At 61.7% G+C, this 20,031-nt stretch carries 16 protein-coding genes and 3 tRNA genes; 16 read left to right on the plus strand and 3 right to left on the minus strand.

Features of this window, described 5'->3' with window-relative positions:
• Positions 1-59: 59 nt before the first annotated feature.
• From rpsO to FIV42_RS27535, 4 genes are all read left to right on the plus strand, one after another.
• The gene (rpsO, locus tag FIV42_RS27520; RefSeq protein ID WP_141200804.1) at positions 60-329 is read left to right on the plus strand and encodes a 30S ribosomal protein S15; all 270 of its coding nucleotides are present in this window, start codon (positions 60-62) and stop codon (positions 327-329) included.
• A 351-nt stretch (positions 330-680) separates the two neighbouring features.
• Positions 681-2,786 (plus strand): polyribonucleotide nucleotidyltransferase, encoded by a 2,106-nt coding sequence (pnp, locus tag FIV42_RS27525; protein ID WP_141200805.1) that lies wholly within the window; start codon positions 681-683, stop codon positions 2,784-2,786.
• Between the two features lie 186 nt (positions 2,787-2,972).
• The gene (locus tag FIV42_RS27530) at positions 2,973-3,773 is read left to right on the plus strand and encodes a hypothetical protein (RefSeq protein WP_141200806.1); all 801 of its coding nucleotides are present in this window, start codon (positions 2,973-2,975) and stop codon (positions 3,771-3,773) included.
• Between the two features lie 101 nt (positions 3,774-3,874).
• The gene (locus tag FIV42_RS27535) at positions 3,875-4,861 is read left to right on the plus strand and encodes a hypothetical protein (protein WP_141200807.1); all 987 of its coding nucleotides are present in this window, start codon (positions 3,875-3,877) and stop codon (positions 4,859-4,861) included.
• Positions 4,862-4,917: 56 nt separating this feature from the next.
• Here the strand turns inward: FIV42_RS27535 and FIV42_RS27540 are convergent, their stop codons facing one another.
• On the minus strand, positions 4,918-5,778 hold the full coding sequence (locus FIV42_RS27540; RefSeq protein WP_141200808.1) for a redoxin family protein: 861 nt from the start codon (positions 5,776-5,778) through the stop codon (positions 4,918-4,920).
• A 329-nt stretch (positions 5,779-6,107) separates the two neighbouring features.
• On the opposite strand from FIV42_RS27540, the gene FIV42_RS27545 reads away from it, so the two are divergent.
• From FIV42_RS27545 to FIV42_RS27570, 6 genes are all read left to right on the plus strand, one after another.
• The gene (locus tag FIV42_RS27545; RefSeq protein WP_141200809.1) at positions 6,108-6,395 is read left to right on the plus strand and encodes an FmdB family zinc ribbon protein; all 288 of its coding nucleotides are present in this window, start codon (positions 6,108-6,110) and stop codon (positions 6,393-6,395) included.
• A gap of 191 nt (positions 6,396-6,586) precedes the next feature.
• The gene (dnaK, locus tag FIV42_RS27550) at positions 6,587-8,503 is read left to right on the plus strand and encodes a molecular chaperone DnaK (RefSeq protein WP_141200810.1); all 1,917 of its coding nucleotides are present in this window, start codon (positions 6,587-6,589) and stop codon (positions 8,501-8,503) included.
• 177 nt (positions 8,504-8,680) lie between these two features.
• Complete coding sequence (locus FIV42_RS27555; protein WP_141200811.1) at positions 8,681-9,493, plus strand: hypothetical protein; 813 nt, start codon at positions 8,681-8,683, stop codon at positions 9,491-9,493.
• 100 nt (positions 9,494-9,593) lie between these two features.
• Positions 9,594-9,665, plus strand: a tRNA-Gly gene (locus FIV42_RS27560).
• A 67-nt stretch (positions 9,666-9,732) separates the two neighbouring features.
• A tRNA-Gly gene (locus tag FIV42_RS27565) sits at positions 9,733-9,804 on the plus strand.
• 64 nt (positions 9,805-9,868) lie between these two features.
• A tRNA-Gly gene (locus tag FIV42_RS27570) sits at positions 9,869-9,940 on the plus strand.
• 203 nt (positions 9,941-10,143) lie between these two features.
• Here the strand turns inward: FIV42_RS27570 and FIV42_RS27575 are convergent.
• Positions 10,144-12,063: a SurA N-terminal domain-containing protein gene (locus FIV42_RS27575; RefSeq protein ID WP_141200812.1), complete on the minus strand. Its 1,920-nt coding sequence runs from the start codon at positions 12,061-12,063 to the stop codon at positions 10,144-10,146.
• A 344-nt stretch (positions 12,064-12,407) separates the two neighbouring features.
• Between FIV42_RS27575 and FIV42_RS27580 the strand changes: the two genes are divergently transcribed.
• From FIV42_RS27580 to rodA, 5 genes are all read left to right on the plus strand, one after another.
• The gene (locus tag FIV42_RS27580; protein ID WP_141200813.1) at positions 12,408-13,448 is read left to right on the plus strand and encodes a rod shape-determining protein; all 1,041 of its coding nucleotides are present in this window, start codon (positions 12,408-12,410) and stop codon (positions 13,446-13,448) included.
• 91 nt (positions 13,449-13,539) lie between these two features.
• On the plus strand, positions 13,540-14,376 hold the full coding sequence (gene mreC / locus FIV42_RS27585; RefSeq protein ID WP_141200814.1) for a rod shape-determining protein MreC: 837 nt from the start codon (positions 13,540-13,542) through the stop codon (positions 14,374-14,376).
• 6 nt (positions 14,377-14,382) lie between these two features.
• The gene (locus FIV42_RS27590; RefSeq protein ID WP_141200815.1) at positions 14,383-14,898 is read left to right on the plus strand and encodes a hypothetical protein; all 516 of its coding nucleotides are present in this window, start codon (positions 14,383-14,385) and stop codon (positions 14,896-14,898) included.
• Positions 14,899-14,923: 25 nt separating this feature from the next.
• Positions 14,924-16,849, plus strand: coding sequence for a penicillin-binding protein 2 (gene mrdA, locus FIV42_RS27595; protein WP_141200816.1), 1,926 nt, complete (start codon positions 14,924-14,926; stop codon positions 16,847-16,849).
• A complete protein-coding gene (rodA, locus tag FIV42_RS27600; RefSeq protein WP_141200817.1) occupies positions 16,849-17,964 on the plus strand; it encodes a rod shape-determining protein RodA in 1,116 nt (371 codons plus the stop codon). The genes mrdA and rodA overlap by 1 nt, the downstream gene beginning before the upstream one ends.
• A gap of 19 nt (positions 17,965-17,983) precedes the next feature.
• On the opposite strand, the gene FIV42_RS27605 is transcribed toward rodA, so the two are convergent.
• The gene (locus tag FIV42_RS27605; RefSeq protein ID WP_141200818.1) at positions 17,984-18,316 is read right to left on the minus strand and encodes a thioredoxin family protein; all 333 of its coding nucleotides are present in this window, start codon (positions 18,314-18,316) and stop codon (positions 17,984-17,986) included.
• A 74-nt stretch (positions 18,317-18,390) separates the two neighbouring features.
• On the opposite strand from FIV42_RS27605, the gene FIV42_RS30435 reads away from it, so the two are divergent.
• A complete protein-coding gene (locus tag FIV42_RS30435; RefSeq protein ID WP_168210988.1) occupies positions 18,391-20,031 on the plus strand; it encodes an ABC transporter ATP-binding protein in 1,641 nt (546 codons plus the stop codon).

A 20,031-nucleotide genomic window follows, 5' to 3' on the forward strand; every position in this document is an offset into this window, starting at 1 on the left:
CGTAACGAACCGGACGAGCGCCGAGATGGCGCTCAGACAAACGAAAGGAGAGAAACCCCATGGCATTGCATCCGGACAGAAAAGCGGAAATCATCGAAGAATTCAAACGCGGAGAAGGTGACACGGGAAGCCCCGAAGTCCAGGTTGCGCTCCTGACCGAGCGAATCAACCAGCTTCAGGATCACTTCGCTGATCATAAGCATGATCACCACTCCCGCCGGGGCCTGCTGAAACTGGTCGGTCGGCGCCGTCGTCTGCTTCGCTACCTGAAAAAGAAAGACATCGAGCGCTATCGCCAGTTGATCAAAGCGCTTGGTCTCAGGAAGTAAGCAGCGAGAATCGAGCCCCCACGGTCCACGCGGATCCTGGGGGTTTTCGTTAGCACACCCAGCAAGAGTTTTCGGCAAGCCTGCAGAAGACGACTCTCGGAGTATCTGCGGCTGGGTAGCCTGTAGCGGGGCACACCAGAATCGGCTGGTGAATCGCGTTACAAGCTACGCGTCGCAGCTTGAGAAGTCCTCCCGACTCGTCCCACCTGTTTTGCTCGCCTGACCTCGTCGCTGGAGTTTTTGACAACGCCAAAGGTGTCGCCGCCGCGGTGCGTCCAGATGACGCATTCGCCGAGGGCACCGGTTTAACTGATGGATCCCACTAATCCGTCTCAAACGAGGAAGAGCATTATGAGCATTGTACGCGAAGGCGCGAAACTAGGAGACAAGGAACTGACCATCGAGCACGGCCGCATGGCTATGCAGGCCAACGGCTCGATCGTCATCAGCTACGGTGACAGCCAGGTGCTGTGCACCGCATGTGACGGCGGCGAGAAGGAGCACCTTCCGTTCTTCCCGCTGCTTTGCGACTACGTCGAGAACTTCTGGGCGGCCGGCAAGGTCCCCGGTGGCTTCTTCAAGCGCGAAGGTAAGCCGAGCGAGAAGGCGACGCTGACCAGCCGCCTGATCGACCGTCCGCACCGTCCGCTGTTCCCGGAAGGCTACCGTCGTGACACCCAACTGGTCGCATGGGTCATTTCGGCCGACCAGGTCAACGACACCGACGTGCTCGCCATCACCGGCTGCTCGGCTGCGCTTATGGTCAGCGACCTGCCGTTCAACGGCCCGGTTGCCGGCGTGCGTGTCGGCTTGGTCGACGGCGAGTTCATCGCCAACCCCACCTTCGAACAGCGCGAGAAGTCCGACATGGACATCGTGCTTGCGGTGACCGACAAGGCCATCGTCATGGTCGAAGGTGAGGCCAAAGAGGTGCCCGAAGAGGTGATGGTCGACGCGCTCGAGTTCGGCCAGAACGCCGTCCAAGACGTCCTCGAACTGCAGAAGCGCTTGGCCGAAGAAGTCGGCAAAGAGCGCATGGACGTCGCTGACAAAGAACTCGACCCCGAAATCGTCAGCGCCGTGTACGACGAGGTCCACGAAGACCTCGCCGCTGCGCTTCAGATCAAGGACAAGTTGGAGCGCTACGGCCGTCAGGACGAGCTGAAAGCGCAGGTTGTCGAAGCTCTCTCCGAGCGCTTCGAAGACCGCGAAGGCGAGATCAAGGATGCCTTTGGCGACCTCAAAAAATCGATCATGCGCAAGCGCGTCATCGAGACCGGCGAGCGCATCGACGGTCGTAGCTCCACCGACGTGCGCAAAGTGACCGTCGAAGTGGGCCTGCTTCCCAAAGCCCACGGCTCGGCGCTGTTCACCCGCGGTGAGACCCAGGCGCTGGTGACCTGCACGCTCGGCAACGAGTACGACGAGAAGGTCATCGACGGGCTGGAGGACGACTACAAGAAGAAGTTCTACCTGCACTACAACTTCCCGGCCTTCAGCGTCGGTGAAAGCCGCCCGTTCCGCAGCACCTCGCGTCGCGAAACCGGCCACGGCGAACTCGCCGAGCGCGCCCTGACCGCGGCGCTTCCGGACTTCGAAGAGGAGTTCCCCTACACGGTGCGTATCGTCAGCGACACGCTCAGCTCGAACGGCTCGAGCTCGATGGCCGCTGTCTGCGGTGGCAGCCTCGCCATGATGGACGCCGGTGTGCCGTTCAAGAAGCCGACTGCCGGCATCGCCATGGGCCTCATCAAAGAGGGCGACGACCACGTCGTCCTGACCGACATCCTCGGTGACGAGGACCACATGGGTGACATGGACTTCAAGGTCACCGGTACCGCCGACGGCATCACGGCTTTCCAGCTCGACACCAAGATTGAAGGCATCAGCTTCGATACGATGAAGCAGGCGCTCCTTCAGGCCAAAGATGGTCGCGACCACATCTTGGGCGTCATGAACGAGACGCTGGCCGAGCCGCGCAAGGACCTGTCCGAGAACGCTCCGCGTATCACGTCCATCAAGATCAACCCGTCGTCCATCGGCGCGGTGATCGGCTCGGGTGGTAAGACCATCCGCGGCATTCAGGACACCACCGGCGCCAGCATCAACATCGACGATGACGGCACCGTCAAAATCGCGGCTGACAACGCCGAAGCTGCGCAGCAGGCCATCGAGATCATCGAAGGTCTGACCGCCGAGCCGGAAGTGGGCGAGACCTACCTCGGCACGGTCAAGAACATCACCGACTTCGGCGCCTTCGTCGAGATCCTGCCGGGCACCGAGGGCCTTTGCCACATCTCGGAGCTCACGGAGGGCCGCGTCGACAAGGTCGAAGATATCCTCAAAGAGGGCGACGAGGTGCTGGTCAAGTGCCTCGACGTCGACATGAAGCGTGGGCGCATCAAGCTTAGCCGCCGCGCTGCTCTCGGTGAGCAGAAAGAAGGTTCCGAGGAGTAATGCTCCACGGCACCTAGAGTGACCCGAAGAGGCCACCGTCTATTTGGCGGTGGCCTTTTTCGTTTTTCGTGTGGCAACGTTGCTCGTGCGCGTATCGAGCCGCTAGAGTGGCGGCAGATGAATTTCCGACGGACTCGCTGTGTCCAACCAGATAACGCCCCTGTGGAGAGAGACCACAGCAACATGATGTATCGAATCATAAAGTTTGTAGGTTTGCTCGTCGTCGCCAGTTGCTTCGGCGGGTGCATTTTGGCCGAGGACTTCTCGGAGTCGAGTGAGACCTCGACCGACGCGCGCACCGCGCTCGAGGATCAGTTGCCCGGTGATTGGGCCGGTCTGTCGACGAGTGAGCAGGCACCGAATTCCGGTTACGTCGGGCTGGTCCGGTTCCGCGAAGGCGGCACGGTCACCCTCGACTTTGGAATGGTCGAGTACGAGGGCACATGGGTGATCACCGAAGAGGAGGCCGTCGAGCTTCGCTTTTCGGGGAGCCCCGACCAGGACAACCTCATCGTCCAGCCGACGGTCATCAACGGCAATCTGGTTGACCTGACGGTGCCGTTGGATCTGCGTACCGGACGGGGACGGCAACCCATACGATTGCGGCGCGTCGATCGGAGCACGGTCACGACCGGGGAGCTACAGGGAGACTGGCGAACGAGCCTCCTCGATGGGAATCGCCTCGGCACCGAGTTCGGTGAGACGAGTTACTACACCTTTTATCGGGGCGCCGAATCCCAGCGGGTGATCGAGGGGGACCTGCGCGTGTTTCCGTGCGAGTCGAACCGCTCCTGTTGGGTGATCAGTGGTGCCAAGATCGCCCCGGGTGTCACAGACGATGACAACCGCGATATTTCCGGACGCCCGGCGCCGCTGCTCGGTGGCGAGATCATTGTCGAGGCCTCTGGGCCGAGTGCGATCTATCTCCCCGTGCTGGATGACAACGGCATCGTCGGGCAGCTGCTCGCAGAGCCGAGCCTGCTGTAGCGTCCTGCGGGCAGCCGTGTTGTCGCCACAGGGGGGATCTGGTACCGTTTTTGACGAATCTGCTGACGCGTCACCGCTTACCTTCATCGAGGATCATCATCATGAGCAACACCTCACGACTTGTCTCAGGACTGGTTGTTGTGTTGAGTCTCTTTTGCTTTGCGCTACCGGCTTTTGCAGGCAGTAAAGACGGCCTCTCCGCGCCACTGGGCGATATCAAGTGGGGCGATAAGAAGGCCAAGGTCGTCGAGAAGGTCAAGCAACAGATGCTCCAAAAGCTGCGTGAGCGCGACGATCTCAAAAATGACCGCGTGCTCATGCAGCGAGAGCGACGCCGGGTGCTCGATGAGATCGACCGATTCGAGAAGAGCTACGAAGAGCTCGACAAGAACACGAGCTACAAAGTCAGCATCATCTCCGACGAGTTCATCAAGGGGAACGGCGAAGCGGTGATGCGCGTCAAAGACAAGATCGCCAACCGCTACTACTTCTTCATCGACGGCGGTCTCTACAAGATGGTCGTCGCCTACAATCAGCAGTACCTCAAGAACGTCGGCTTCGAGACTTTCGTGGTCCAGGCGGCCAAGAAGTACGGCAAGCCCGACGACACGGCCTACGGTTACGCCGACGGCGAAGAAGTGCTCACCGCCGCGGAGTGGACGGACAACAACACCGTCTTGCGCGTCAAGAACAAGAAGGAATTCTACGACACCTTCACGATGACCTTCGCCGAGAAGTCGACCGACAAGCGCCTCGAGGCCAAGCGCGAGTCGATGGCCGACGACGGCGAGGGCGACGAGATCTCGTCGGAAGTCAAGGCGCTGACCGCGCGAAGCGCGTCCGACGCCGACGCCGACGTCGTCGACTCCATCGTGGGCGACTCGGACATCAACCTCAACGAAGGTCGTCCGGTCGACGAACAAGTGCGCCACGGCGAGCAGGCCAAGCAGGCCGAAGCAGTCGCGGCCAAAGAGAAGAAAACGAAGAAGAAGAAACGAAAGAAAAAGAAGCGCAAAAAGAAAAAGAAGCGCGATTTCAGCGACATCGAAGCTTCGGGTGGCGGTGGTGACGACCTGATCATCTACTAGGCCGCCTTCCGCCCCCCCGCCGAGCCGGCCCACCCTCCGATGAGGGTGGGCCGGCTTTACTTTTTCGCGGCCAATTTCTCGACGAGCTTTCTGATCTCGTCGATATGCCCGAGCCCCACAAACACACCGGCGACTTTGCCGTCGGCATCGAGCACGAAGACGGTGGGATACGATTCGACCAGGTACCGTTGCATGACCTTTTCACTGGCCGTGCCCACCGCAAACCCGTGCGGGTGACTTGCCAGAAAGCGCTCTACGACCTCGGTCTTCTCGGAGGTCAACCCCACGAAGGTGACGCTTTCACCCGTCTTTTTGCTCAGCTTCGCCAACTTGCGGCTCAACGGACGACACGGGCCGCACCACGTCGCCCAGAAGTCGACGACCACAGGCTTTCCTTTGAGCTCTGCAAGGGTGACGGTTGCGTCCTCTTTGCCCACCACCTTCGCTTTGAAGGCAGGAGCGGCATGGCCGACGAATTGATTGCGCAGAATCTGCTCGGTGCTCGGAGCACTTCCCAATTCAATGGTGAGGGTCTTTGCTTTGCCATCACGGCGCAATTCGACGGTCGCGTTATGGCCATTTGACTTCGCGCGCACAACTTTTTGGACATCAGACGGTGAATCGACCGCCGTTTCATCGACCTTGAGAATGCGATCGCCGATCTTCAGTCCACCGCTTTCGGCCGGCGAGCTACGCAGCACCCCGACGACGTCGACGCCTTGCTCATCGTCGGGGGCCTCGAGCATGACCCCCAACCAGCCCGAGCTTTGTTTGGATTTCTTGTCTTTCCGTAATTCGGGCGCGAGATCTTCGACCCCGGTCGGCGCCGACTCCACGCCTTGTGCGAAGAGAGAGGCGGGAGCGCCGGTCAGGAAGATGAGAAGGCCGAGCAGCGTTATACGAGTCGGACATTTCATGGTGCATCACCCAATTCAAAGAGCAACGAAAGGCACCGGTTGTAGCTGCAGCGACGCCCTGTGCGCACAACAGAGGCGCGGGGCATCCTATTTCGGGTTGCAAAACGCTGCAAATGTTGCAACAAACGGTGCCGAAGACGGATTTTGGCCCCCACACAGGGGGCAGCGGGTGCGCAGATGCGCCCCCGGACTTGACCGCGGCGAGACGGTGTCGAACTTCCGTGCGACCCTCGGTCAACCCTTGCGCGCTGGGCGCGCACCCGGGCACACACGCCTGGCAACGAACCCCAAACTGACTGGTAGGCAACAGTTGTACGAGGTAGTAGGCCATGCCAATCTACAAGTACGAGTGCAAGTCGTGCGGACATATCTTTGAAGATCTGCGCGGATTCAACGATCCCAACCCCGATGCATGCCCCGAGTGCGGAGAAGCTCAGATCGAGCGGTTGATCTCCGGGGGCAACTTTCACTTGAAAGGCAGTGGCTGGTACGTCACCGATTACGGCGGGTCTTCGACGGGCAATTCCTCGTCGGACAGCTCGTCTTCGAGCAGTGACGATTCAGCAGGCAGTGGCGGCTCGGCCGAAGGTTCTTCTGACGGAACCGAAGCCGCCTGAGGCGCGGGCCTTGCCTTGCGCGAATTGGTGTCTAAGTTCTCCGTCGAACAAGATTGACGCGGGTGGAGGCGAATCCGGGAAACCCGCGCCTGTCACGCCCGGATGGACGGGTCTGGGACCCCGTCGCCAGTTCGCCCCACTTGACGCACCCGTAATTTGAAGCGATTTCGTGACACGCAGGAGAGTATCGTATGGGAAAAATAATCGGAATTGACCTCGGTACCACAAACTCCGTGGTTGCGATCATGGAAGGCAGTGAGCCGGAGGTGATCACGAACCAGGAGGGCGCCCGCACGACTCCGTCGGTGGTCGCCTTTGATGAAAACGGAGATGTGCTCGTCGGACGCATTGCGCGCAACCAGGCGATCACCAACCCCGAGCAGACCATCTTTTCGGTCAAGCGCTTCATGGGCCGCAAGTATGAGCAGGTCAAAAATGAAGTGAAGCGCATGCCGTACCACCTCGTAGAGGCGGAAAACGGCGACGCCCACATCGAAGTCAAAGGGCGCAAGTACAGCCCGCCGGAGATCTCGTCGAAGATCCTGATGAAGCTCAAGGACGCCGCCGAGGAGTACCTAGGCGAGGAAGTCACCGAGGCGGTCATCACCGTGCCGGCATACTTCGACGACGCTCAGCGTCAGGCGACCAAGGACGCAGGGCGCATCGCCGGCCTCGAGGTCAAGCGTATCGTCAACGAGCCGACCGCGGCCGCGTTGGCCTACGGACTCGACCAGACCGAAGAGCAGCTCGTGGCCGTCTACGACCTCGGCGGTGGTACTTTCGACATCTCGATTCTCGAGGTCGACGAAAACGTTATCGAGGTGGTTAGCACCAACGGTGATACCCACTTGGGTGGTGACGACTTCGACGACGCCATCATCGACTGGCTCATCACCGAGTTCAAAAAGGACACGGGCATCGATGTCAGCGAAGACAAGATGGTGCTCCAGCGCCTCAAAGAGGCTGCCGAAAAGGCCAAGATCGACCTGTCGAGCGTGCTCGAGACGGACATCAACCTGCCGTTCCTGACCGCCGACCAGAGTGGACCGAAGCACCTCAACGTCAAGTTGACCCGTGCGAAGTTCGAGTCGATGGTCGAAGACATCGTCAAGCGCACCCTCGAGCCGTGCCAGGCCGCTCTCGACGACGCCGGCAAGAGCGTGGGTGACATCGATGAGGTCATCCTCGTCGGTGGCTCGACGCGTATCCCGCTGGTCCAGTCGAAAGTGACCGAGTTCTTCGGCCGAGAGCCGCACAAGGGCGTCAACCCCGACGAGGTGGTCTCGCTCGGCGCCGCCGTTCAGGCCGGTGTGCTCAGCGGCGAAGTCAGCGACGTGCTGTTGCTCGACGTCACTCCGCTCTCGCTCGGCATCGAGACCCTCGGTGGCGTGATGACGACGCTCATCCCGCGCAACACCACGATCCCGACCAAGAAGAGCGAGATCTTCAGCACCGCCAGCGACAACCAGGGCTCGGTGACCGTCCACGTGCTCCAGGGCGAGCGCCCCATGTCCGCGGACAACAAGACGCTGGGCAAATTCAACCTGGAGGGCATCCCGCCCGCCCCGCGTGGTGTGCCGCAGATCGAGGTCACCTTCGACATCGACGCCAACGGCATCGTGCACGTGTCCGCCAAGGATAAGGCGACCGGCAAAGAGCAAAAGATTCGCATCGAATCTTCCTCCGGTCTTAGCGATGACGAAGTCGATAACCTGGTGCGCGAGGCTGAGGAGCACCGCGAAGAGGACAAGCAGAAAAAGGAGCAGGCCGAGCTTCGCAACAAGGCCGAGGTCTCCGTACACTCGGCCCGCAAATTCATCGACGAGCAGGGCGACAACCTCGCCGGCGATCAGAAGGCGGAGATCACCTCCAAGGTCGAGGCGCTCGAAAAGGCGCTCGAAGAGCTCGATTACGACGCTCTCGAGACCAAGATGGAGGAGCTCGAGCAAGTCCTGCACAAGGCGGCCGAGGAGATGTACAAGGCCTCGGGCGGCGCTCCCGGCGCAGCAGGACCGGGCGCTGCACCCGGCGGCGCGCAAGCCGGTGAGGGCGGAAGCGACGACGACGATGACGACGTCATCGACGCCGAATTCGAAGAAGCTCAGTAAGCGCTGGCGATAAGCCAACAGCAGTGATGCCGGCCCTGGCGCGACGCCAGGGCCGGCATTATTTTTGCGGGAACCAGTTTTGGCAGGCTGCGCTTCGTGAATCGTCACACAGTCTGCTACGATTGGCCCGTCCACACGTTATTGGCGTGGCCAGGCGCCCCAGCGGCAGGAGACTGAATGACTGCTAATCAGGACAAGGACCCTAGCGAACATCAAGCCAAGAGCAGTGATGTACAGGCTCGTCAGGCCGACGACGGCAGCTTCGAGTTGGTCGTCGAGAACGCCGCGGCGTCTGCATCGTCTGACTCCGCTGACGGCGGCACTCCGGCCCGTCCAGGGGCCGACAGCCCCCGAGGGCGCTCGCGTAGCTTCAATCGCCTCAGCGTCGTCATCGTCGCCGTGCTCGCTGCCGTTGGCGTGACGGTCTATGCCCTCTCGGGAGACGAGTCGTCGCAGCCTGAGTCTGCTGAGAGCGGCGGGCAGGGCGGTTCGGGGTCGTTTCGCCCTTATCAGGGCGGTCCGGGCAACGAAGCCGCAAATGCTGAAGCCGCCCCGGTGAGGCAGGTCGACGACGAGGAGGAGCCCGTCGAGGACCCTGCGGTCGACGAGTTGCCAGACGAGCCTGAAATCGTCGAGGGCGACGAGATCGCCGATGAGGAGTGGGAGCCTGAAGACGACAGCGAAGTCGTCGTCATCGAGGAGGAGCATCCCGATGAGGCTTATGACGAGGAAGTCGGCGAGGACGAAGCGGCCGACGATCAGAACGAGCCGGCGCGCTTGAATCCGAAGATCGACACGTCGAAGTTCCGGATCCCCAACGATCGCATCAAGCTTCCGGTTCAGCCCCCGAAGCTCAACAGAATTCCGACCCCCAACCTCCAGAAGCTGCAACAGGTTCAGCCTAGCGGGACTACGCCAGGAGCCGGCGAGGACGGGGCGGAATACGACTCTGCGGGGGAGCGTTTCGATGATCAGAACGAGGGATACTGAGGCCGTCGACAACTTTTTCGAAATCTTGTTGACAGGTCCTGTTGCCTCGCCTATAACCCTCCGTCCCGGAGGTAATCCGGGGCTTCGAGCGACGCCCCATGCGGGAGTAACTCAGTGGTAGAGTGCAACCTTGCCAAGGTTGAAGTCGCCGGTTCAAATCCGGTCTCCCGCTCTACACGCAGGCCTTCAACAAAGGCCGCATTCGCGTCGCCCAGAAGCTCCTCCCCTCCGGGAAACATGCGGGAGTAACTCAGTGGTAGAGTGCAACCTTGCCAAGGTTGAAGTCGCCGGTTCAAATCCGGTCTCCCGCTCTACACGAGGCCCTCGAAAGAGGCCTCGACGGCTCGCCCAACGCCGAAAAGCCGGGCACTACATGCGGGAGTAACTCAGCGGTAGAGTGCAACCTTGCCAAGGTTGAAGTCGCCGGTTCAAATCCGGTCTCCCGCTCTTCGAAGAAACACGAAAGGCCCTCAGATTTTGAGGGCCTTTCGTGTTTCTTGAGCAAAGGAGCAAAGAAGCAAAAGAGCAAGGAGACAAAAGAGCAAGGAAGCAAAAGAATAAATAGCTAGTGGTGTCACTCCACTAAACAAAAAGCCCCGCCGCGGCCTGAGAGCCGGGCGGGGCTTTTCGCTAGCAGCGAGCAGGAAGCGTCATTCCTTCTCGTCGCCGGCTTCCTTCTGAGCCGGAGCCTCGGTCGGGCTGAGCTCGACGGGCGCGCCCTCGGCGCCCTCAGCGGTCGCTGCGACTGCCGTCGGGTCGATCATGGCGACCATCGGGTCATTAGCCGACTCGAGATCAATGACACCCGACTTGACGGCCTGCTCGTACTGTTGCTCGAGCCAGGGGCCGTAGTCCATCGACGGGCTGGCGAAGAGAAGCTCCCAGCGGCCAAGCAGGCCTTGGACCTTCTCGTCGCGAAGCTCGGCCAGCAGTTCGTCGTCGGCGCCGGCAGCAGGCTTCTCATCGCCTCCTTCGGCCTTGTCCGCAGATGCATCCGGCGTCGTCTTGCTCTTCAGGCGAACGACGACCTTGGTGTCGTTGACTGCGTAGGGCTTCTCGGCGAGCGGCTTCTCCTCGGTGAGCTTGGTGAAGGCGTCGACGGCGAGCTTGCGGCTCTGACCAATCTTGGGGATGCGGTCCCACGGCGAGCGTCCCAGCGAGACTCCCGGCGGAAGCTGGCCGCGGAACATGCTCGACAGGTCTTGGCCTTCGAGGGTGAACTCGCCGGTGGTGCCAACCTCGACGGCGGACCAGGGCAGGGTGTCGGGAGCGACGATGGCGAGAGCTCCTTTCTCACCTTCGCCTTCGGCATCGGTACCTTCACCTTCACCGTTCATCTTCGGCTCGAGTTCGGCGAGCGCCTTCTCGAGCGAGCCTGCCTCTTTGGCCTTTGCCACGAGCTTCTCGCTCATCTTCGCGACGAGTTCGTCGACCTTTTCTTGCTGCAGAAGGTCGCGGGCGATCTCGTTTTGCACGTCGGCGAGCGGCGTCTTGACCGCTTCCTGGCGCTCCTCGAGCTTCACCAGCATGAACTCGGTGTCGTTTTTGATTTCGCGGAAGTCGCCGACCTCGACGCCTTCGAGAGCTTCGACGATGTCTTGGCTCATGTTTTCGGCCGACGTGAGCTTCATGAAGCCTTGCTCGGCCTTGAGAGCGTCGTTGATCTCGCCGGCCACGGTGGCGAAGTCCTCGCCGCCTTCGATGCGCTTCTTGGCTTCCGTAAACCGCTGCTCGGCGGTCTTGCCGTCGACCTCAGCGCCGCGCTCGATGTAGATGCGTCGCACGGCGAGCTTCTCGGGCGTCTCGTAGTCGGCCTGGTTTTCCTCGTAATACTTCTCGACCTTGTCCTTGTTGTTGGCGATGAACTGCTGGACCTGTTCGTCGGTAACCTGAACATGCTCGGCGAGCTGCTCGGGCTGGAACTTGACGAACTCCAGGTTCAACTTGGTGTTGCGGATCTGATCGAGGTTCTCGACTTCCTGAGGAAGCACGCCGATCTGCATCTCCATGAGAGTCAGATACTTACGCGCCAGCATCTCCTCGCGCTTGAACTGCTCGTAGTCGGGCAGGCTGACGCGCAACATATTCTGGACGTAGCGCTTATAGAAGGTACCATCCCAGCTGCCTTGGTTGCCGTAGGCGGCGCGAAGCTCCGGGATATTCATCGGCGAGCGCATGTAGTTGGTCGTCTCGAACGACGACAGGTGCGTGGCCGGGTTGGCCATAAACGCCTTGAACTCCTCGTCGCTGACACGCAGTCCAGCTTCGCGAGCTTTGTGTGCAAGCAACTCGATAATCAGGTATGCTTTGAGTGCTTGGGCCTGCTGCCGCTGAATCTGGGCTTCGTCACCGCGGTCACGGGTACCGTAAACGCGGTTGTAGATGACGTTGAGATCATCAGTATGCACATCTTCGCCGGCAACGCTGGCTACGTGACGCCGGGCGCCGGGGGCGCCGCCGCCACAACTGTCAGCGGGCACGCCGAAGAAAAAGGCGAAGATGACGATCAGACCAGCAACCAGTATATAGGAGAAGCCACTTCTTGCTGCGCGGCGGACGTCTTCTAGCATTGGTTACGTGCTCCCTGTGGACTTTTCTGTATCGAAAAAGCTTGGTTAGATGTCTGGCTGAAAATTGCGCGTCGAATAAAATACGCGCATAACAAGTTTGGTGCCTATAACGAAAGGCGGCAGATGTTAACGACTGCTCCCCCCCATTGCAAGGGACGGCAGTTCGGGAATCTTCCGATCTTGTGAACCGGGACGTTCCTCTGATAGTGGAACGTCGCTGTAGCCGCGTCTATTCGGACGCTTTTCCCGACCGAATGCCCTCGAGGGCGGCGGTCGCGACTCGTTTTTCATCCATACAAGGCCGGACACATCGTCGATGTGCTCCGGGCTTAAGTAAGTCAGCCATGGTTGTCAACAAGCTGCTGGGCCTTTTTTCCAACGATCTTGCCATCGACTTGGGGACGGCGAACACCCTCGTGTACGCCAAGGGCAAGGGGATCGTGTGTAGTGAGCCTTCGGTTGTTGCTGTTCGAAAGGATGCACGCGGAGGCAAGAGCGTCAAAGCGGTGGGCCGCGAAGCCAAGGAGATGTTGGGGCGAACCCCCGGCAGTATCGTGGCGATTCGGCCGATGAAGGACGGCGTCATCGCCGACTTCGAGATCACCGAGGCGATGCTGCGCTACTTCATCCAACGCGCGCACAACCGCCGCAAGCTGATGCGCCCCCGCATCGTCATCTGCGTGCCATTCGGCATCACCGAGGTCGAAAAGCGCGCCGTGCGCGAGTCGGCCGAGCAGGCCGGCGCCCGCGAGGTCTACCTCATCGAGGAGCCGATGGCTGCCGCCATTGGCGCGGGCCTTCCCATCGCCGAGCCGTCGGGCAACATGATTGTCGACGTCGGTGGCGGAACCACCGAGGTCGCCGTCATCAGTCTGTCGGGCATCGTCTACTCGCAGTCGGTGCGCGTGGGCGGCGACAAGATGGACGAGGCGATCGTCCAGCACATGAAGCGCAAGTACAACCTGCTCGTCGGCGAGCGCACCGCCGAGATGATCAAGTGCACCATCGGCACCGCCTATCCCACCGACGAGGTCATGACCATGGAGGTCAAAGGCCGCGACTTGGTCGCCGGCCTGCCCAAGACCCTCGAGGTCAACTCCGACGAGATCCGCGACGCGCTCCAAGAACCCATCAACGCCATTGTCGAAGCCGTGCGCATCGCGCTCGAGCGCACCCCGCCGGAACTCTCGGCGGATATCGTCGACAAGGGAATCGTGCTGGCCGGGGGCGGCGCGCTGCTCAAGAACCTCGACATCCTCCTGCGCGAGGAGACCGGTCTGCCCGTGCTGATCGCCGACGACCCCATGTCCTCGGTCGTGCTCGGCAGCGGCCAGACTCTCGACGAGATCGAGCTGCTGCGAGAAGTGGCCGATAACAGCTACTGAGGCCTCGACCGAGACAAACTGACCGCAAGCAGAGCCCATCCGCAACTCGAACCGGGCGCATTGAACTGGCCGGGGCGCAAGACTCGCGATTATGTACGATTTTTTGAGCAACCATCGACCCAAGCTCGTAGCGCTCCTCTTGGTGGCGCTTCCGCTGGTCATGCTCGCCTCGGCGGGAGACGCCCGAGTCGGTCACGAGCCGTCGAGCAAGCCTGTTCAGGTGGTGCGCAGCGGCCTCGCCTGGACTGAACTGGGCGCCTATCGCTCGGTAGGCTGGTTGGGAGATGCCTGGGCGCGGCTGGTCGACGGAGAGTTGGCCGACGAGAACGAAAAGCTTCGCAAGGAGGTCGCCCGGCTTCGCGAGGAGAAGTCACGGCTGATTGGCGTGCTCCAAGAGAACGCCCGCCTTCGCGACCTCGTCGGCTTCAAGAAGCGCCATCCCGAGTTCGAGATGGTTCCGGCGCGCGTGGTCGGCCGAGATATCAGCCCCTACTTTCGAGTATTGCGCCTCAAGCTCGAGTCGAACCAGAAGCTAAAGCCGCGCCAGCCTGTCGTGGTCGCCAGCGGTGTTGTCGGCCAGATTCACGAGGTCTACGGCCAATTCGCCGAGGTGATCATCGTCTCCGACCCCAGAAGCCGCATCGACGCGGTCAGTCAACGAAACCGCGCCCCCGGCATCGTCGAGGGCCTGGGTCACGAGCGCGACTACCTCGCCCGCGTCTCCTATCTGAACCAGAAGGACGAGATGCGCGAGGGCGACGTCATGGTTACCGGCGGCAAAGGCGGAGTCTTTCCCAAGGAGCTCGTCATCGGCACGGTGACCGCCGTCGACAACGCCGAGCGAGGGCTCTTCCAGCAGGTACGCCTCGAGCCGGCCGTCGACTTTTCGCGGCTCGAAGAAGTCTTTGTCATCACCGGCACGAAGTAGGGCGTTATGCCGTCATGGCTTACATGGCTGGTCGCAATGGGCGTACTGGTGCTCGAAAGCGCGCTTCTGGCGGCTTTTGGCGTCGACGGCTGGGCGCTGCAGACTGCAGTCGCGCTGACGATCTTCTTAGCGCTGCGCCGCGACTTCGTCGGGGGCGCATTCGTCCTCGCCGGGCTGCTGATCCCCATCGAATGGCTGGTGGTGGGTCCGCCGGGCTATTATTCGCTCTCGCTGGTCTTCGTCTTCTTCGCGCTGCAACTGGCGCGCGGGAATATCCAGTCGGACTGGGGCTTTTCGCAAGCAGTGCTTGCCATGGTCACGGTGGTGATCCAGACGGCGGTCATGGCCGTCGCTCTTTTGGTCTTCGAGCCCAACACGGTGCTCTTGGAGTCGCTCCTTTGGGGTACCCTTCCGGGGGCGCTCGGCGCGGCTCTGGTCGTGTGGCCGCTGGGGGCGCTGCTGACGCGCCTCGATCGGGCGGTCGACCCCCATTCGGATCGCAAGCGCAGAGGGTTGTTGTGAAATCGGCAGAGGTTTGACGTAGTCGATGGCAGGATCGTCTCACATCCCGAAACGCCGCCAGGGCGGCGGTATCGATAACTACCGCGGCCGGTATATCTGGTTGATCGCCGGCTTCGCGTTCGCCTTTTTGTGCATCATCGCTCGCCTCTGGTACTTGCAGATCATCCGAGGCGACGAATTTTATCGGTCGAGCTCCGAGAACATCATCCGGGACATCGAATTGCGCGCCCCGCGCGGCCGGATCTTGGACCGCAATGGCCGCGTGCTCGCCGAGAATCGCCCCTCCTTCGACATCTACGTGCTTCCGCACATCTTCCGGAAGCACGACACCGACAAGACCCTCGACTTGTTGCAGCGCTACTTGCACCTGTCGGAAGGAGAGGTCGAGCGCATCGCTCAGCGAGCGAAGGCCAACGCTTCGGAGGTCCTCGTACGCCGCGACGCCACCCGCGCGCAGGTCGCCGCGCTCGAGACCGACAAGATGCGCCTTCCCGGCGTCGAAGTGCGTGCCAACTCCCATCGACACTATCCGCTCAATCATGTCGGCGCCCACGCCATCGGTTTCTTGGCCGAGGCGGGCCAGAGTGAGCTCGAACGCCTCGAAGCCTACGGCTACAGCCCCGGAGATTATATCGGGCGCATGGGACTCGAACGCGCGTTCGAGGAGGTTTTGCGAGGCTCGCCAGGGATCGATCGTCAGGTCGTCGACGCGCACGGCATCCCGCAGGGTGAGGCGCAGACGCGCTTTCTGATCGGCGATTACAAAGAGGTCAAACCGGTGCCCGGGCGCGACTTGGTGACCACGCTCGACGCCGATCTGATGGAGTCGATCGACCAGGCGATGCGCAAATATCCGTCGGGGGCGGTCGTGGCGATGGACCCGCGCGACGGCAGCGTGCTCGCGCTCTACAGCAAGCCGAGCATCAACCCGAACTCTTGGACGGGGCGTCTGTCGTCGCTCGAGAAGATGCGGACCGACAACGACCCGTTCAAGCCGATGCTCGACAAGACGGTCAGCGCCTATTTCCCCGGGTCGATCTACAAGACCGTGTCCAGCGCGGCCGCGCTCGAAGAAGGCTTGATGAGCACCGACAGCGAGGTGACTTGCTACGGCGCCTACAAATTCGGCGGGCGCCGCTTCCGCTGCTGGAAATGGGGCGGCCACGGTCACGTCGACGTCGTCGAGGCGCTCAAGGGCTCGTGCGACGTCTACTACTACCAGGTCGCCGACCAACTCGGCATCGACACCTTGGCCGAGTACGGCTACGAGTTCGGCTTTGGCGAGAAGACCGGACTTCCCATCAACTACGAGAGCGCCGGCCGGGTCCCCACCAAGGAATGGCATCGAAAGCATAGCCCCGAGGGCTTCCAGTACGGCTTTGCCCTGAACACGGTCATCGGGCAGGGCGACACGCTCGTCACTCCGTTGCAGGCAGCGGTCTCCTACGCCGCGATCGCCAACGGCGGCAAGCTCTACTATCCGAAGCTCGTCAGAGATATCCGCAGCGCCGGCGGTGACACGCTGTTCGAGTTCGCCTCGAAGGTGCGCCGACGCCTCGACATCGAGGACGAGACGCTCGAGACGATCAAGCGCGGGCTCGAAGCCGTCGTCCAGGAGGATGGAGGCACCGCGTACTCGAAGCGGCTCGACAACGTCAAAGTGGCCGGCAAGACCGGTACCGCCCAGGTTCACTCCATCGGGGCGGTACGCGTGGCCAACCGCGACAAAGAGTTCCAGCTTCGCGACCACGCCTGGTTTGCCTCTTATGCGCCAAGCGACAACCCCGAAATCGTCGTCGTGGTCTTCCTCGAGCACGCCGGCCACGGCGGCAGCGAGGCCGCCCCGGTGGCCATGAAAGTGCTCGAAGAGTACTTCGACAAAGACGACGAGCTGTCGATGAACACCATGCCGAACACGACCAACGACTCCATTGGCAGCGAGGCGCAGTGATGCAGGGACCGTCCGGAAAACTGCAGCTCCTCTTCGAGCGCATCGACTGGCCGCTGCTGCTCATCGTGGGCACCCTCGGCGGCCTGGGCGTGCTCAACCTGTACAGCGCGGCGAGCGCCACCGGCGGCTTCGCGCTGCACACTCGCCAAGCCATCTGGTTTCTGACCGGGCTGGGGCTGGTCGGATTGGTCGCGCTTGTCGACTACCGCGTGATTGCGCGCTGGGCCTATATTATCTTCGGCGCCGTCGTCTTCCTCCTGGTCGCCGTCTTGCTCGTCGGCACCGAGCTCAACGGCTCGAAGCGCTGGCTGAACTTCGGCTTCTTCATGATGCAGCCCTCCGAGCTGCTCAAAGTGGCGGTGATCATCGTCACCGCACGCTTTTTCCACGATCAGGACCGATCCGAACCCTACGGGCTGTTCCAACTGGCCAAGCCGCTGGGGATCGTGGGCTTTGGCGTCTTTTTCGTGCTCATCCAGCCCGATCTGGGCACCTCGCTGGTCATCTTGGCGATCTTCGGCACGATGGCGCTCTTCGAGGGCGTTCGCTGGCAGACCATCCTGGCGGTCGTGCTCGCCGGGCTCGTCTCGCTGCCTTTTGTCTGGAGTTTCGGCCTCAAGGAGTACCAGAAGGACCGTGTGATCTCGTTCCTCAACCTCGACGACGACGAGTACGGCAAATCCTGGCAGGTGCGCCAGTCGATCATCGCCTTCGGATCGGGGCGCATGTGGGGCAAGGGCCACGTCGAAGGGACTCAGATTCAAAAAGGCTTTGTGCCCGAGCACGAAAACGACTTCGTCGCCGCCAACTGGGCCGAGGAGCACGGCTTTGCCGGCATGCTCTTTTTGCTCGGCGTCTACATGGCGCTGTTGCTATGGTCGTTACGCATCTCGAGCGCCGCGAGGGACAGATTCGGCGCACATGTCGGTGTGGGGGTGGCCGCGCTCATCTTCTGGCATGTGGTCGTCAACCTGGGCATGGTCACCGGCATGTTGCCGGTCGTCGGGCTGACGCTTCCCTTGCTGAGCTACGGGGGCAGCTCGTTGCTGACGATGATGCTCGCCCTCGGCTTGCTGCTCAATGTGAGCATGCGCCGAAAGCCGCTCATGGCCTGATGATTGGGCCGCAGCCCTTTCAACCGGCCGCCTGCTCGAAGAGTTGGCGCAGGGTGCGCTTGGAGGCCGAGCCGGTCACGCGTGCGACCGTCTGGCCGTCGGCGAACAGCACGTACGAGGGCAGGTTGGTCACGCTGAAGTTACTGGCGGTCTGAGGATTGTCGTCGACGTTGATGCGCACGGTGCGCACCGTCTCCTCGAAATCGGCCGCGACTGCCTCGAGGCCCGCCTCGGCGCGCTCGCAAGCGCTCGACCACGGCGCCCAGAATTCGACCAACGTCGGACGGTCGGCCTTGAGCACCTCGGTGTCGAAATTTGCGTCGCTGAGCTCGTCGATCGTTGCTGTTGCCATTGCGTAGTCTTGGTCCGGTGCTCTTCGAGTTGCCGTTCAGTGTTTTCTTTGTACCGCAGTTTGGCCCGTACGTCATGACCGAAGCCAGCGAGCAAAATTCGAACACGCCCGCGCAGGCGGCCGAAGACCGCAAGAACCTGCTCGTGCCCGACGTCGAGCGGTGGCCCGTCGACGGCGGCGAGCCGATCATCGAGCTGCGCGACGTCCACAAGTCGTTTGGCGACGAGACGGTGCTCGACGGGCTGTCCCTCACCATCACGCCCGGCGAGATCACCGTGATCATGGGGGCCTCGGCGTCCGGCAAGTCCGTGCTCATCAAGCACATGAACGGACTCCTCAAGCCCGACGAGGGGCAGGTGATGCTCTTTGGTAACGACACCAAAGAGCTGGGCGACGTCGACCTCGACCGTCAGCGTAAGCGCGTGGGCACGCTGTTCCAGAACTACGCGCTCTTCGACTCGATGACGGTGCTCGAAAACGTCGCCTTCCCGCTGGTCGAAAACAAAGCCATGTCCATCGGCGAGGCCGAGGAGCGCGCCGCCGAGATTCTCGATGACCTGGGCCTGGGCCACGTGCTCGACGCGTATCCTCCGTCGCTCTCCGGCGGCATGAAAAAGCGCGTCTCACTTGCGCGCGCCATCATCCCCAACCCCGAAGTCGTCCTGTTCGACGAGCCCACCACCGGCCTCGACCCGATCATGATGGAGTTCGTCGACGACATGATCCTCGACATCACCGAGCGCTTCGGGCTGACGAGCGTCATCATCAGCCACGACATCGCCTCGACGATGCGTCTGGCCGACAGCATCGCCATCTTGTACGGCGGCAAGATCATCGCCCACGGGCCGCCCGACGAGATTCGCAAGAGCGACGACGAGCGCATCCAGAAGTTGTTGGCGGGGGCGAACAAGACCGACATCAGCGCCGACACCGCCGCGTCGACCGAGTTTGGGGAGGATTACGAGTACACGGTGCGCGTGACCGACGTCTACAAGTCGTTCGGCAACAACGACGTGCTCAAAGGCGTGTCGTTTACGCTGCCCAAGGACAAGATCACGATTCTCATCGGCGCTTCGGGCTCCGGGAAGAGCGTGATGATGAAGCATATCCTGGGGCTCTTTCAGCCCGACCGCGGAAAGGTCGAGGTCTTCGGCAATGACCTGTCGAAGATGAGCGAGAGTGAGCTTCGCGAGATGCGCACCAAGATCGGTATGCTCTTCCAGCACGCCGCGCTCTTCGACTCGATGACGGTTGCCGAAAACGTCGCCTTTCCGCTGGTCGCCCGCGGCACGATGAGCCAATCGGAAGCCGCGCCGCGCGTCGACGACATCCTCGACAAGTTGCGCCTGTCGAAGGTGCGCGACGACTTTCCCAACGAGATCTCCAACGGCCAGCAAAAGCGCGTCTCACTCGCCCGCGCGCTGCTGACCGAGCCCAAGCTGATGATCTACGACGAGCCGACCACCGGCCAGGATCCCATCTTGGCCAAATACGTCGAGGACATGATCGTCGAGACGCAGGAGGCGTTCGACGTCACCAGCGTCATCATCAGCCACGACATGGCCCAGACCTTCCGCATCGCCGACAAGGTCGCGCTGTTGCATCACGGCGAGATCATCGCCGAGGGCGCGCCGGCCTCGTTGCTCGAGTCGGAAGACGAGCGGGTGCGCGAGTTCGTCTTCGCCGCCGACGTCTCGCGCGCCACGAAAGACTGA

Source organism: Persicimonas caeni (genome assembly GCF_006517175.1).
Classification (GTDB): Bacteria; Myxococcota_A; Bradymonadia; order Bradymonadales; family Bradymonadaceae; genus Persicimonas; species Persicimonas caeni.

Excerpts from the sequence above, each read along its gene's own strand:
- rpsO (WP_141200804.1), top strand. The coding sequence starts at position 60 with ATGGCATTGCATCCGGACAGAAAAGCGGAAATCATCGAAGAATTCAAA.
- FIV42_RS27590 (WP_141200815.1), top strand. The coding sequence starts at position 14,383 with ATGCCGTCATGGCTTACATGGCTGGTCGCAATGGGCGTACTGGTGCTC.
- FIV42_RS27605 (WP_141200818.1), bottom strand. The coding sequence starts at position 18,316 with ATGGCAACAGCAACGATCGACGAGCTCAGCGACGCAAATTTCGACACC.
- pnp (WP_141200805.1), top strand. The coding sequence starts at position 681 with ATGAGCATTGTACGCGAAGGCGCGAAACTAGGAGACAAGGAACTGACC.
- FIV42_RS27530 (WP_141200806.1), top strand. The coding sequence starts at position 2,973 with ATGTATCGAATCATAAAGTTTGTAGGTTTGCTCGTCGTCGCCAGTTGC.
- dnaK (WP_141200810.1), top strand. The coding sequence starts at position 6,587 with ATGGGAAAAATAATCGGAATTGACCTCGGTACCACAAACTCCGTGGTT.
- FIV42_RS27540 (WP_141200808.1), bottom strand. The coding sequence starts at position 5,778 with ATGAAATGTCCGACTCGTATAACGCTGCTCGGCCTTCTCATCTTCCTG.
- FIV42_RS27575 (WP_141200812.1), bottom strand. The coding sequence starts at position 12,063 with ATGCTAGAAGACGTCCGCCGCGCAGCAAGAAGTGGCTTCTCCTATATA.
- mreC (WP_141200814.1), top strand. The coding sequence starts at position 13,540 with ATGTACGATTTTTTGAGCAACCATCGACCCAAGCTCGTAGCGCTCCTC.
- FIV42_RS27580 (WP_141200813.1), top strand. The coding sequence starts at position 12,408 with ATGGTTGTCAACAAGCTGCTGGGCCTTTTTTCCAACGATCTTGCCATC.
- rodA (WP_141200817.1), top strand. The coding sequence starts at position 16,849 with ATGCAGGGACCGTCCGGAAAACTGCAGCTCCTCTTCGAGCGCATCGAC.
- FIV42_RS27545 (WP_141200809.1), top strand. The coding sequence starts at position 6,108 with ATGCCAATCTACAAGTACGAGTGCAAGTCGTGCGGACATATCTTTGAA.
- FIV42_RS27555 (WP_141200811.1), top strand. The coding sequence starts at position 8,681 with ATGACTGCTAATCAGGACAAGGACCCTAGCGAACATCAAGCCAAGAGC.
- FIV42_RS30435 (WP_168210988.1), top strand. The coding sequence starts at position 18,391 with ATGACCGAAGCCAGCGAGCAAAATTCGAACACGCCCGCGCAGGCGGCC.
- mrdA (WP_141200816.1), top strand. The coding sequence starts at position 14,924 with ATGGCAGGATCGTCTCACATCCCGAAACGCCGCCAGGGCGGCGGTATC.
- FIV42_RS27535 (WP_141200807.1), top strand. The coding sequence starts at position 3,875 with ATGAGCAACACCTCACGACTTGTCTCAGGACTGGTTGTTGTGTTGAGT.